This window comes from Bartonella queenslandensis AUST/NH15 (assembly GCF_000312585.1).
In the GTDB taxonomy this organism is placed as follows: Bacteria; Pseudomonadota; Alphaproteobacteria; order Rhizobiales; family Rhizobiaceae; genus Bartonella; species Bartonella queenslandensis_A.
Genome location: NZ_HE998003.1, coordinates 77,229 through 90,191, shown reverse-complemented (window position 1 = coordinate 90,191; position 12,963 = coordinate 77,229). Strand labels below are relative to the sequence as shown.

10 protein-coding genes and 1 pseudogene are annotated in these 12,963 nt (G+C 38.9%); 5 read left to right on the top strand and 6 right to left on the bottom strand.

Annotated features, from left to right (window positions below; genetic code table 11):
- Position 1 precedes the first annotated feature (1 nt).
- The 4 genes from radA to BN338_RS05545 all read left to right on the top strand — a co-directional run bounded on the left by radA (position 2) and on the right by BN338_RS05545 (position 4,377).
- Complete coding sequence (radA, locus tag BN338_RS05560) at positions 2-1,345, top strand: DNA repair protein RadA (RefSeq protein ID WP_244427616.1); 1,344 nt, start codon at positions 2-4, stop codon at positions 1,343-1,345.
- A 129-nt stretch (positions 1,346-1,474) separates the two neighbouring features.
- A complete protein-coding gene (locus BN338_RS05555) occupies positions 1,475-2,056 on the top strand; it encodes a CvpA family protein (RefSeq protein WP_039759856.1) in 582 nt (193 codons plus the stop codon).
- Between the two features lie 78 nt (positions 2,057-2,134).
- On the top strand, positions 2,135-3,625 hold the full coding sequence (gene purF / locus BN338_RS05550) for an amidophosphoribosyltransferase (protein ID WP_039759854.1): 1,491 nt from the start codon (positions 2,135-2,137) through the stop codon (positions 3,623-3,625).
- Positions 3,626-3,627: 2 nt separating this feature from the next.
- Positions 3,628-4,377 (top strand): SDR family NAD(P)-dependent oxidoreductase, encoded by a 750-nt coding sequence (locus BN338_RS05545; protein WP_039759852.1) that lies wholly within the window; start codon positions 3,628-3,630, stop codon positions 4,375-4,377.
- 71 nt (positions 4,378-4,448) lie between these two features.
- On the opposite strand, the gene pssA is transcribed toward BN338_RS05545, so the two are convergent.
- The 5 genes and pseudogenes from pssA to cysS form a co-directional block, all read right to left on the bottom strand.
- Complete coding sequence (gene pssA, locus BN338_RS05540; protein WP_039759850.1) at positions 4,449-5,288, bottom strand: CDP-diacylglycerol--serine O-phosphatidyltransferase; 840 nt, start codon at positions 5,286-5,288, stop codon at positions 4,449-4,451.
- A 9-nt stretch (positions 5,289-5,297) separates the two neighbouring features.
- The gene (locus BN338_RS05535) at positions 5,298-5,996 is read right to left on the bottom strand and encodes a phosphatidylserine decarboxylase (protein WP_039759848.1); all 699 of its coding nucleotides are present in this window, start codon (positions 5,994-5,996) and stop codon (positions 5,298-5,300) included.
- A 102-nt stretch (positions 5,997-6,098) separates the two neighbouring features.
- A pseudogene (locus BN338_RS05530) lies at positions 6,099-7,998 on the bottom strand (ABCB family ABC transporter ATP-binding protein/permease).
- 102 nt (positions 7,999-8,100) lie between these two features.
- Positions 8,101-8,772: a DUF421 domain-containing protein gene (locus BN338_RS05525; protein ID WP_039759846.1), complete on the bottom strand. Its 672-nt coding sequence runs from the start codon at positions 8,770-8,772 to the stop codon at positions 8,101-8,103.
- Positions 8,773-8,815: 43 nt separating this feature from the next.
- The gene (cysS, locus tag BN338_RS05520) at positions 8,816-10,324 is read right to left on the bottom strand and encodes a cysteine--tRNA ligase (protein WP_039759844.1); all 1,509 of its coding nucleotides are present in this window, start codon (positions 10,322-10,324) and stop codon (positions 8,816-8,818) included.
- Positions 10,325-10,809: 485 nt separating this feature from the next.
- Here cysS and BN338_RS05515 point away from each other — a divergent pair, with 485 nt between their 5' ends.
- Positions 10,810-11,181 carry a TIGR02301 family protein gene (locus BN338_RS05515; RefSeq protein ID WP_039759841.1) on the top strand — a complete coding sequence of 124 codons (372 nt, stop codon included), beginning with the start codon at positions 10,810-10,812 and terminating at the stop codon, positions 11,179-11,181.
- A 417-nt stretch (positions 11,182-11,598) separates the two neighbouring features.
- Here BN338_RS05515 and BN338_RS05510 read toward each other — a convergent pair whose 3' ends face one another.
- Positions 11,599-12,927 carry a dihydroorotase gene (locus BN338_RS05510; RefSeq protein WP_039759838.1) on the bottom strand — a complete coding sequence of 443 codons (1,329 nt, stop codon included), beginning with the start codon at positions 12,925-12,927 and terminating at the stop codon, positions 11,599-11,601.
- Between the last annotated feature and the right edge of the window lie 36 nt (positions 12,928-12,963).

Sequence of the window (12,963 nt, the reverse complement as noted above, 5' to 3'; positions counted from 1 at the left end):
AATTTATTCCCGTTGGGCAGGGAAATGTAGCGCCTGTGGAGAGTGGAATTCTCTTGTTGAAGAAAATATAAATGGGGGCATAGGAAGTGGTCCTAAGCAGAATACGCGTAAAGGACGTATCATCCCCCTTACATCTCTTTCTAAAGATATCCAAGATGCTCCACGTATTCATTCTGGTATTGCTGAACTTGATCGTGTTACCGGTGGGGGCTTTGTCCGTGGATCAGCACTCCTTGTTGGTGGTGATCCAGGTATTGGAAAATCAACATTACTAACACAAACAGCTGCTGCTTTATCACGCAAAGGACATAATGTTATCTATGTCTCAGGTGAAGAGGCTATAGCGCAAATTTGTCTGCGTGCGCAGAGGCTTGGAGCTCATAATACAGATGTGAAACTTGCTGCTGAAACCAATGTTGAAGATATTCTTGCAACCTTAAACGAGTATAAAAACCTTGATATGGTGATTATTGATTCGATTCAAACCTTATGGTCAGATACAGCAGATTCAGCACCAGGCACTGTTACACAAGTCCGTATTGGTTCTCAAGCTATGATACGCTTTGCCAAGAAAACAGGAGCTGCTGTTGTTCTTGTTGGTCATGTTACAAAAGATGGACAAATTGCTGGTCCTCGGGTCGTTGAACATATGGTTGATGGTGTTCTCTATTTTGAGGGTGAAGGGGGACATCATTATCGCATTCTTAGAACTGTAAAAAATCGCTTCGGGCCAACAGATGAAATTGGTGTCTTCGAAATGTCTGATAAAGGATTACGCGAAGTGATAAATCCATCCGAATTATTTTTAGGAGAACGCAATGAAAAAGCCCCAGGCGCTGCTGTTTTTGCCGGTATGGAAGGAACACGACCGATATTGGTAGAAATTCAAGCGCTTGTTGCTCCTTCTTCCCTTGGAACACCAAGACGTGCGGTTGTCGGATGGGATGGAAATCGTCTTTCTATGATTCTTGCCGTTTTAGAAGCCCATTGTGGCATTCGTTTTGGGCAGCATGATGTCTATCTAAATGTAGCAGGTGGATATCGTATATCAGAACCCGCTGCTGATTTAGCTGTAGCCGCTGCTTTGGTATCTTCTCTTGCCAATATTCCTTTGCCAACGGATTACGTATATTTTGGTGAAGTCAGTCTTTCAGGAGCTACCCGCGCTGTTGCACATTCAGCACAACGCATCAATGAAGCAAAAAAACTCGGCTTTCAGGGAGCATTTCATCCCACAACCACAACCGAAATGATGAAGTCGCTCAATTTTCAACAAAAAACTTTTTCCGACCTACCCGACCTCGTCGCGACTCTTACCGCAAGTAAAAAACGGTCTGCATCGTAGTTATGATAATATAGAAAAAACTCTATAAAATACAAAAGATCCTTGCTATAAGAAAAAAAATAGCATAACAAAAAATGTATTTGTAGACTGGCTTAAAAGAACACAACTTTATGTATAAGGAACAAACAAATGATCATAACAATCCTTGATGGAATTGTCGTAATAATCATCCTGTTGTCCGCTTTTCTTGCTATGCTTCGAGGATTTTCACGTGAAGTGTTATCGTTGATTTCTTGGGCAATTGCAGCTATTACGACACTGTTTTTATTCAAACCTGTCTTACCTTTTTTTGAACAATACCTCTCTAACAAAATGATTGCATTGATCACAACATTGGTCACAATTTTCATTATTGTTCTCATTATTACTTCAATTATTACAATGAAAATCTCCGATTTTATTATTGATAGTCGAATTGGTATCCTCGACCGCACTCTTGGTTTTATTTTTGGAGCACTTCGCGGTTTATTGATTATGGTCATCGGTATGTTGCTGATTAATGCCCTGATTAAACCCGAGCACCAAGCGAATTGGTTAAAAGATGCTAAAACAAGGCCTATTTTAGATTCACTGGGACAAAAAGTTTGGGGAATACTCCCAAAAGATCTTGGATCTGTGCTCGAAAAGGCAGAAAAATTATTTAAAGATAGCGATAAACATACCCATGAAGAGAACTCTCATGAAAAGACACCTCTAAAAAATAGAGAATAGCTTTTCATGCAGAAAGAGAACTAAATGATGCAAAATGTGATATGAATGATTCCTCCATATCACAACTGAAAGAGTGTGATGATAAAAAGCGATATTTCCTGCCAAGAATTTTCATTAGATGATGATACCCTTCATGAAGAATGTGGAGTTTTTGGTATTCTTGGGCATGAAGATGCTGCAACATTAACAGCTCTTGGACTCCATGCCCTTCAGCATCGTGGGCAAGAAGCAGCTGGAATTGTTTCTTACCATAATAAAATATTTCATCAAGAAAAGCATTTAGGTCTTGTTGGTGATCACTATACAAACCCTGCAACACTTGCACGTTTACCAGGAAATCGCGCTATTGGACATACCCGTTATTCAACAACTGGAGAAGTGGCATTACGCAATGTTCAACCCCTTTTTGCTGAATTGAAAGCTGGAGGCATTGCTATTGCGCATAATGGTAATCTGACCAATGGTCTTACATTGCGCCGTGAACTCATCGCTTCTGGTGCTATCTGTCAATCAACATCAGATTCAGAAGTTTTTCTCCATCTTATTGCCCGCTCGCGTTATGAATCCTCTTCTGATCGTTTTGTTGATGCAATTCGACAAGTAGAAGGTGGATATGCTATGTTAGCACTCACACGTACAAAGCTTATTGCGGCACGCGATCCAACAGGAATTAGACCTCTCGTGATGGGGGAACTTGATGGTAAGCCGATCTTTTGTTCTGAAACTTGTGCTCTTGATATTATTGGAGCAAAATATGTCCGTGATGTTAAAAATGGAGAAATCATCATATGTGAAATACAAAAAAATGGGGAAATTACGAAAAAAATTATAAAACCAGAAAATGAAAAACCAGAAAAACTTTGCTTGTTTGAATATGTTTATTTTTCCCGCCCAGACTCAATTGTTGGAGGGCGTAGTGTTTATACAACACGCAAAAATATGGGAATTTGCTTAGCACAGGAAGCCCCTTGTGAAGGCGATGTTGTGGTTCCTGTTCCTGATGGAGGAACGCCTGCCGCAATTGGCTATGCACAAGAAAGTGGAATTCCTTTCGAGCTTGGTATTATTCGTAATCACTATGTTGGCCGTACTTTTATCGAACCAACGCAACAAATTCGTGCTTTTGGCGTCAAGTTAAAACATTCGGCAAACCGTCCTGTGATTGAAGGAAAACGTGTTATTCTGGTTGATGACTCTATTGTACGGGGAACAACATCCCTTAAAATTGTGCGAATGCTTCGTGATGCAGGAGCAAAAGAAGTTCATATGCGCATTTCTAGCCCTATGATTTTTTATCCTGACTTTTATGGTATTGATACACCTAAAGCTGAAAGCCTTTTAGCAAATCAATATCCAGATTTAAAATCTATGTGCAATTTTATTGGAGCGGACTCTTTAGAATTTCTTTCAACAGATGGATTATATCTTGCTGTAGCAGGAGAAAAACGAAATAATGCTGATCCACAATTTACTGACCACTATTTTACTGGATATTATCCTACGCATCTGGTTGATCAAGAAAATCTCTCCAAAATTCATCAATCATCTGTTCTTAAAACAAGAGATTAATGATGACAAAACATGACTTTAGTCTCCATGGGCGCGTTGCACTTGTTACTGGTGCATCAAGGGGGATTGGTTATTATTTAGCACTCGAGCTCGCTGCACGCGGCGCTCATATTATTGCTCTTGCACGAACAGTCAGTGGACTTACTGAATTGGACAATAAAATCCGAGAAAAAGGGGCTCACGCAACCCTCGTTCCACTCGATTTGCATCATATGGAAAACATCGATATCCTTGCTATCTCAATTGCCAAACGCTGGAAAAAACTTGATATTATCGTTGCAAATGCAGGAATCCTTGGAACACTCTCACCAATAGCGCATATAGAAAACACGATATTTGAAGATGTTTTTCAAATAAATCTTATCAGCCAATGGCGCTTAATAAAAGCTGTTGAGCCTTTATTACGTGAATCTGATGCTGGACGAGCCATCCTGTTATCGTCAAGTGTTGCGCATGTTGCACGCCCTTTCTGGGGGGCTTATGCAGCCTCTAAAGCGGCTTTAGAAATGATTGCCCGCTGTTGGGCAGAAGAACTCAAACAAACCTCTATTAAGATTAATTGTGTCAACCCTGGAGCCACACGCACTGCCATGCGCGCTGAAGCTATGCCTGGTGAAGATCCACAAACGCTCCCCTCACCACAAGAGGTTGCAAAAAAAATAATCCATTTGCTATCCCCTGATTTAAAGGAAACTGGAAAACTCTTTAATGTTCGTAAAAATCGTTTTGTGGATTACCATATCCCTCATTGAACACTATCTGAGATATAAATTGTTGAATCTCTCTCTTTTTCCTGTGCTTCTCAACAGATGAATGAGGTATTTTATGATTCTTGAATAGCTTTAGCCTTAGCCTTTTTCTCTTCTAAAGCAGCGCGTTTACTATAAGCGACAAAACTACAGGGGAGAAAAATCATATAACCAACAGCTGTAATCAATAAAGTTTTCCATGTGTAAGTCGCAAGAAAACCGACATAAATAACAATGACCAACATGCAAGGTATCACGATATCACGCCTCAAATGTTGATCAATTGACTTGGCGTTCCATACTGGTAAACGACTAATCAAAAGAAAAGCAATAATTACAGTATAAAGACTAAAAAACAATGCCCATCCCCAATTGGGAACCAAACCAAGAGCGCCTAAATAGGTAGGCAATAAAAGGAGTAACGCTCCTGCAGGTGCAGGAACGCCAATAAAATAACTTTTCTGCCATTGAGGTATATTGGTGCTCTCCAACATCACATTAAAACGGGCTAATCGTAAACAACAGGCAACACAATAAACAAGAGCTGCAACCCAACCAATGTGGTATGCTTGATTCAAAATGAAGGAATAAACAATAAGTGCAGGGGTAACACCAAAATTTACAATATCAGCAAGAGAATCCATCTGTGCTCCAAAAGATGAACTCCCATCTATTAAACGAGCAATACGACCATCAGCACCATCTAAAACTGCAGCCAAAAGCACCATTAAAATAGCAGCCTCATAGCGATTCTCAAAAGCCAAACGAATGCTGCTCATCCCTGCACAAATAGCCAAAATAGTAATGATATTAGGAATAACATACCGCATTGATGTAGGTGAACGTCGCTGATTTGCAGCATCATCATGCTGCCCCTCAGGATTGAATGAAGAAAATGGCGAAAAATTTTTCATTGTGTGGTCCTAATCGTATCTGAAGTCCGTTATGGCACTCTTATCATCAAAAGAACCCAAAACTGTCTCTCCAGCAATTGCTGTTTGTCCAACTGCAACACGCAATTTCATTTCAGTTGGTATATAAATATCAAGGCGAGAACCAAAACGAATCAATCCAAATCGCTCTCCCGTGATAACGGCATCATTTTCTTTTGACCAACAAACAATCCGACGGGCAAACATCCCCGCTATTTGTACGATACCAATTTTTCCATGCTTACTATCAATGACCACTCCATTACGTTCATTAAACTGACTAGCCTTATCAAACTCTACATTGGTAAACCGACCTGGATGATAAAGGATAGACTCTACTGTACCACTGATAGGAATACGGTTAATATGACATGAAAAAATATCCATAAAAATGGAGATACGGATCATTTCATCTTTCCCTAGGCCTAATTCTTCAGGCGGAACACAGGATTCCACAAATGAAATACGCCCATCTGCAGGTGACATAACCCAATTTGAATTCAAAGGGATCACACGATCTGGATCACGGAAAAAGTAGATACACCACACTGTAAGAATAAGACCACACCAAAACAATGGACTCCATACCCAACCAAGAATGAGCGAAATAACAAAAAACGCTACAATAAAAGGATAACCTTCTTTATGGATCGGTACAAAGCTATTATGGATAGATTGCAGAATACTCATATAATTTCCTATTCATCGTAAACTTAAACAAGCAATAAACCTTTTTGTTCCTCTTGTCTCTTTTTTATGTATTTAATCAATCACTCCATATAAAGATATAGATTACATTTTGCCCACCTTATTTTTACGATTAACAATACCCGTCTCATCCTTCTTCACGAATTTTACGTAATTTTTCTTCAGCTTGCGATGCTTCAAGCTGCTTATTCCACATTGAAGCATAGAGACCTTTCTTTTGTAATAGCTCTGTATGCGTCCCATTTTCAATAATACGGCCACTTTTAAGAACCAAAATTTCATCAGCATTGATAACTGTAGAAAGACGATGCGCAATAATCAATGTTGTACGTCCACGGCTTACAATATCCAATGCTTGTTGAATTTCCTGTTCCGTCGCCGTATCAAGAGCTGCTGTTGCTTCATCTAGAATAAGAAGTGGGGGGGCTTTTAAAAGTGTCCGTGCAATAGCCACACGTTGTTTTTCACCCCCTGATAATTTGAGACCACGCTCTCCTACCATAGACTGAAAACCTTCCGGTAACATCTCAATAAATTTTGATATTTGTGCCATTTCAGCAGCTTTGCGCATCTCTTCATCTGTCGCACTTGGTCGTCCATAGCGAATATTATAGGCAATTGTATCATTAAATAACACTGTATCTTGCGGGACCATGCCGATCGCTTCACGCAAACTTTTTTGTGTTATGTCACGAATATCCTGCCCGTCAATTGTGATAGAGCCTGCATCAACATCATAAAAGCGAAAAAGTAATCGAGAAATGGTTGATTTACCTGCACCTGATGGCCCAACGATGGCGACTGTTTTTCCTCCAGGAACTTCAAAATCAATATCTCTGAGAATCTGACGCGTCGAATCATAAGAAAACTTTACCTGATGAAAACGAATGGTCCCATTGCTTATCTCTAAGGGGTTAGAATCCGATTTATCAACGATTTCCTGCTGAACATCTAAAAGATCAAACATCGCTTCCATATCCGTTAAACCTTGTCGAACATCACGATAAATTGAACCAATAAAATTCAGTGGAATAGAAAGTTGCATTAAAAGGGCATTAATAAAAACAAAATCTCCTAAAGTTTGTGTCTTATAAAAAACTTCATAAGCCGACATCAGCATCATAATCGTCATTCCAGTACCAAAGATCAGAGCCTGACCAAAATTAAGCCAGCTTAATGATGTCCAAATTTTCGTTGCGGCTTTTTCATAACCTGCCATAGAGGCATCGAAACGATCTGCTTCTAGAGTTTCATTGCCAAAATATTTGACCGTTTCAAAATTCAAAAGAGAATCAACGGCGCGCGTATTCGCCTCAGTATCTGCTGTGTTCATTTGTTGCCGAATACGAATACGCCAATCACTCGCCTTAATGGTAAAAAAAGTATATAATAAAACCGTTACAACAACAATGAGAAGGTAATGCCATCCGTAACTTATGTAAAATACAAGGGCCGTTAATATAAACTCTAAAACTGTCGGTACGGTATTGAGAATTGAAAACCTTACGATCGCTTCAATTCCTTTTGTACCACGCTCAATCACACGAGAAAGCCCACCAGTTCGGCGTTCTAAATGAAACCGTAAAGATAGCTCATGAATATGTACAAAGGTTTTATAAGCTAATTGACGAACAGCGTGTTGACCAACAGTAGCAAAAAGAGAGTCGCGTAATTGATTTAATCCAGCCTGCATAATACGGGCAACATTGTATGCCAAAACGAGCATCATTGGAATAATCAAACCGGATGGAAACCATGTAGGGAGCTGAAAGCTTGTATCAAGCACATTCGTAGAATATTTAAAGAAATATGGTACAGATATAAGAACGAACTTAGCCAAAATAAGATAAAATATTGCCCATAGTACACGTATTTTTAGATCACGCCGATCAACCGGCCACATATAAGGCCATAAATTATAAAGTGTGTGCAGAGTTTTCCCTGTATCTGATGATACAGTTTTTGTCATTTCATTGCGTTTCATAAAGCCCTTACTTCTCTATCATTCACACAAACAGGCCCCCCCCTGTGGTTATGTATAAGTTTCTTACACTTCCGATAAGCTATACCTACTCGTTGCTTGAAGTTAGACTGTTTTTGAAAAAGGAACAAGAAATAATCCACTATACAGTTTATTATTTTGATCTGTATTCTCATACCACTCTGCTGCAAATAAATTTTCAATTTTTACATGCTTTTTTTTCAATTCTGCCTGAAGCCACTTTTTTGTTTTACCAATCTCTTTTAGACCATCATCAATAACTTCACCATTTTCTACGACTATCGTCGATTTCTTACCCTCTTCCTTTTTAATAACAGTGCAATCCCCATTGGTTTCCAAACGCACAAAAGCAGCTTCGTGTAAGTGACACCCTTTAAGACGTAACATCGCAATGAGATCATTAACATTGATCCCTAAATTCTTAATCTTATCCATTTGAAAGTCCCCATCTAAAACCAATGTGACATTCTGCCCAGCAATAAGACGGCGCAAAAAAACTGAATAGCGTGCAAAAAAATTAAAAGAGGCGATCAACACTTGCCAAATCAGTAAAACAAGCAATAATTGAATGCAGCTAATATTCTGATTATAAATGACTCCTCCAATAATACCTCCCATAACAAAATTGCTGACCAAATCAACAGGTGTCATCTGACTAAGACTCCCACGACCCGTCGTTCTTAAAATAAATAGGAAGGCAACAAGACCTACAGAAAGTTTAAGCGCGATATATCCGTAATGATATAAAAATTCCATCATATTCTCCCTTTAATTTATGAGAACTGCTGGAATAGGAAAATTAGAATCGTTTTATTTCCCACACAGTTATACGCTTACCACTTTGCGGATCCTTATTATCTTTTAAGAGAATCCCCTCGGCTGCAAGCTCATCACGAATTTTATCCGCAGCTCCCCACTCTTTATTATGGATAAGCCGCAGTCTTTCGGCAATGCGCTGATCAATAAATTTTAAATCAAGAGACGTTTTTTTTATAAATAATGGGCAGTCTACTTCTTTAATCCATTCTTGTCGTAATAGTCCTAATAAATTCATCCCATTAACAAGAGCTAAAGCATCTCCTGCTTTATAAAATTTTCGCAAAAGGGTTAATACTTTTGGCGTATTAAGATCATCACTGAGGGCATCTATTAAAGTATCCTCAATCGCTTTATTGTTTTCCATCACACTCTTTTTACTGCGAAGCAATTCATACCAACGATACAGTTCACTGCTCGATTGCATTAAACGCTGCGCTGTCCAATTTAATGGTTCACGATAATGCGTTTGAAGCATTGAAAAACGTGCAGACAAACCCGCCCAATTTTGCTTCATTTCATCGGATAAAATATCATTAAATTCCAAAAAATCATTTTCTAAAACAGAACGAATGGTTATGAAATTGCCAAAGCTTTTCGACATCTTTTTACCTTCAACTTGTAAAAAGCCGTTATGCATCCAAAAATTAGCCATTCGCTCCGTCCCAAAAGCTGAACAACTTTGTGCAATCTCATTTTCATGATGAGGAAAAATTAAATCAAGTCCACCACCATGGATATCAAAAATATTCACGATCGGATCATCACAAGTCAAACCACCACCATAAGGCGCTAACAACTTTGCCATTGACATAGCAGAACATTCAATATGCCAACCTGGACGACCTAAAACAGGAATTCCGCCCGGCGATTTCCAACCTGGCTCTCCCTTCACAGAAGGCTTCCATAAAACAAAATCCATCTCCTCCCTTTTATAAGCAGCAACATCGATACGCGCCCCCGCCCTCATTTCATCTAAAGAACGATTCGCAAATGCCCCATAACGGGGGGGATTTTTTATGCTGCTTATAGAGAATAATATATGATTTTCCGCTTTATAAGCGTGCCCCTTTTCAAGCAATCTTTCGATGAGTGCGCGCATCTCCTCTAAATGCTCGGTTGCACGTGGCTGACTGGTTGGCAATAGACAACCGAGCGTTATTGTATCTTGTTGAAACTGAGAATATGTGCGTTCTGTTAATTGACGAATAGCGTCATTCAGTGACAAGTTTGGATATTCACAAGCGGCTCGTGCATTAATTTTATCATCAACATCTGTAATATTACGTGCATATAGAACATGATCATTGCCATAAACATGACGTAATAAGCGAAATAAAATATCAAAAACAATGACAGGGCGCGCATTTCCTATATGTGCGTAATCGTAAACTGTTGGGCCACAAACATAAAGACGTACTTTTGTTGGATCTATTGGTATAAAATTTTCTTTTTTACGTGTCAGCGTATTATAAAATCGCAACTCTTTCATCATTCTACTCCGTAAACGATATTACGCACCGCTCCTTTAGATATCTCTTATCTCAAATGATCGCATTACGCGATTTAGACTAAAACTTTTACTTTATAGTCAATTCTTCTTCCCCTATTGTAAGTGAAGCTGTATCCATCATTTATCATAAAACAATCTCTTTTATTTGATTGAACAGAAGCATTCTATAGACAGAGAGCTTCTCCCTCCTTGAAGAAAATAATTTTAGAAAAAATTCTATAGGCAATAGAATATTTATGTGAACAATAGATCACAGGAAGCAAATCTTAAATTTTTAACCATAAAAAACTTCGTCAATATTTTCAATGTTCCACACAATGGGTTCCTTACTGTCTCTTGCGCCCTATATTTTGTAACCAATCATTGAGAATAATGTCGCAATTAATCCTATTTTTAAACATCGTTCTCATGACACAATTATTTTATCTGTACAGTATTTTATTCAAAGAAAGTAATAAAAAATAATGCGTCATAAATTGAGAAAAATCATTTTTTTAGTATTTCTTGTCATTTCAATGCCAATCTTCGCGCAACAATCTCCACCTTATGAAAAAAAATTACTTCGCCTCGCAGAAATTTTGGGATCATTGCATTCTCTCCAAAATCTTTGTGAGCCTCCAACAAACCAATGGTATGAATATATGAACGCACTGATTGAAGCAGAACACCCTATTCCACAAAGACGCGCTTATTTTTATGAAGCATTTAATGAAGCCTATCGCGCTTTCTCAGAAAATTATCATCATTGTACACAAGCAGCCATTGAAGCCAATCAAAGATACATTGAGGAAGGAAGAACTTTATCTGAAAATCTTCTCATGCATTATAACAACTAACCTATATAAAAAGCACCTCTTTCAATTTAGGTGATATCAATGATGCCCCCTCGCAAATAAAGAGATCAATAAGTTGCTTTTGAAAATAAAGAAACTTTTGAAGAAGAGTACTTCAATATTGCTTTTATTCTTATAAGTGCTTTTTTTCTGTAGAAAATTATTCTTTTACTTCCTCCCCACTTTCAAAGGATGAAGATTCTTAATCCAATCTGTTTTGTAAATAGCCCAAGTGCTCGTGCGTTCCACTTGGCTTTCCACTCATGTGATGTGCTTAATTTAAGACTTTACAAAAAAGCCTAAGAACATTCATCACGCACTAAAAAAACACTGACGTGTTAAGGAGGCTGCTATGCCTTATATTACATTACCGCTCTAAAAGATGGTGTTTTGGCATAACAGGATAAAACTCATGCTTGTTTACACCAAAGTTTCTGTAAATTTAACAGGCTCTCCTTGTGAAGGCGTGACAATTTCACCTTCCCACATAACGCGCATACCACGGATAATAGTCCCGACAGGCCAACCTTTAACCTTTTGACCATCATAAGGTGTCCAACCAGCACGCGAACCAATCAGTGCATTAGTAATAACTTCTTCACGCTTAAGATCAACAATGGTTAAGTCAGCATCATATCCGACAGCAAGACGTCCTTTACAGCTTATACCAAAAATACGACTAGGGCCATGTGACGTGAGATCAACAAAACGCTCAAGGGATATTTTTCCTGCATTCACATGTGTTAACATAATCGCTGCTGTTGTTTGCACTCCTGTCATTCCTGAAGGTGAAGAGGGATAAGATTGAAGCTTATCCTCAAGGGTATGAGGCGCATGATCTGAACCTAAAACATCAATAATCCCCTGTTGAACACCATACCAAAGGGCTTCACGGTGGCGCGGTTCGCGAATAGGTGGATTCATCTGAATTAATGTACCAAACTGCTCATAATCATCAGCCGTAAGAGTCAAATGATGATGTGTCACTTCAATTGTTGCAACATCTTTATGTTTTTTTAGAAAATCAATTTCTTCTTCTGTCGAAAGATGTAATACATGAATGCGTGCTTTCGTCTCATGGGCAATTTTTACCAAACGCTGCGTACACTTTAACGCCGCAATCTCATCGCGCCAAACTGGATGTGAGGATGCATCTCCTTCAATACGCAGCATTTTACGCTCTTTGAGCCTTTCCTCGTCTTCAGAATGAAAAGCTGCACGACGGCGTGTATTTTTCAAAATAAGACGTACACTTTCATCATCATCGACCAAAAGATCACCGGTAGAAGATCCCATAAAGACTTTCACTCCCGCTGCACCAGGAAGTCTTTCTAATTCAGACAGTTCATGAGCATTTTCACGCGTTCCTCCAACCCAAAATGCAAAGTCACAATGCATTCGATGAAATCCGCGCTTAACCTTATCGTTTAATGTTTCTTCTGATGTTGTCAATGGATTGGTATTAGGCATCTCAAACACTGCAGTAACCCCCCCTAACACAGCAGAATATGAGCCGCTTTCTAAATCCTCCTTATATTCATTGCCTGGCTCACGAAAATGCACTTGACTATCAATAATTCCCGGCAAAATATGAAGTCCCGTACAATCAATCACTTCACCAGCCGAGGCACATGTAAGGTCGCCAATTTCAGCAATACGGCCATTTGTAACACCAATATCACGCTTGCTTCTTCCATCATGATTCACAAGTGTTGCACCTTTAAAAATTGTATCAAATGTTTTAAACATAGGCAGGCTCCTTACATATTGCTCACTTATCGATTA

Excerpts from the sequence above, each read along its gene's own strand:
- BN338_RS05555 (WP_039759856.1), top strand. The coding sequence starts at position 1,475 with ATGATCATAACAATCCTTGATGGAATTGTCGTAATAATCATCCTGTTG.
- purF (WP_039759854.1), top strand. The coding sequence starts at position 2,135 with ATGATAAAAAGCGATATTTCCTGCCAAGAATTTTCATTAGATGATGAT.
- BN338_RS05545 (WP_039759852.1), top strand. The coding sequence starts at position 3,628 with ATGACAAAACATGACTTTAGTCTCCATGGGCGCGTTGCACTTGTTACT.
- pssA (WP_039759850.1), bottom strand. The coding sequence starts at position 5,288 with ATGAAAAATTTTTCGCCATTTTCTTCATTCAATCCTGAGGGGCAGCAT.
- BN338_RS05535 (WP_039759848.1), bottom strand. The coding sequence starts at position 5,996 with ATGAGTATTCTGCAATCTATCCATAATAGCTTTGTACCGATCCATAAA.
- BN338_RS05525 (WP_039759846.1), bottom strand. The coding sequence starts at position 8,772 with ATGGAATTTTTATATCATTACGGATATATCGCGCTTAAACTTTCTGTA.
- cysS (WP_039759844.1), bottom strand. The coding sequence starts at position 10,324 with ATGAAAGAGTTGCGATTTTATAATACGCTGACACGTAAAAAAGAAAAT.
- BN338_RS05515 (WP_039759841.1), top strand. The coding sequence starts at position 10,810 with ATGCGTCATAAATTGAGAAAAATCATTTTTTTAGTATTTCTTGTCATT.
- BN338_RS05510 (WP_039759838.1), bottom strand. The coding sequence starts at position 12,927 with ATGTTTAAAACATTTGATACAATTTTTAAAGGTGCAACACTTGTGAAT.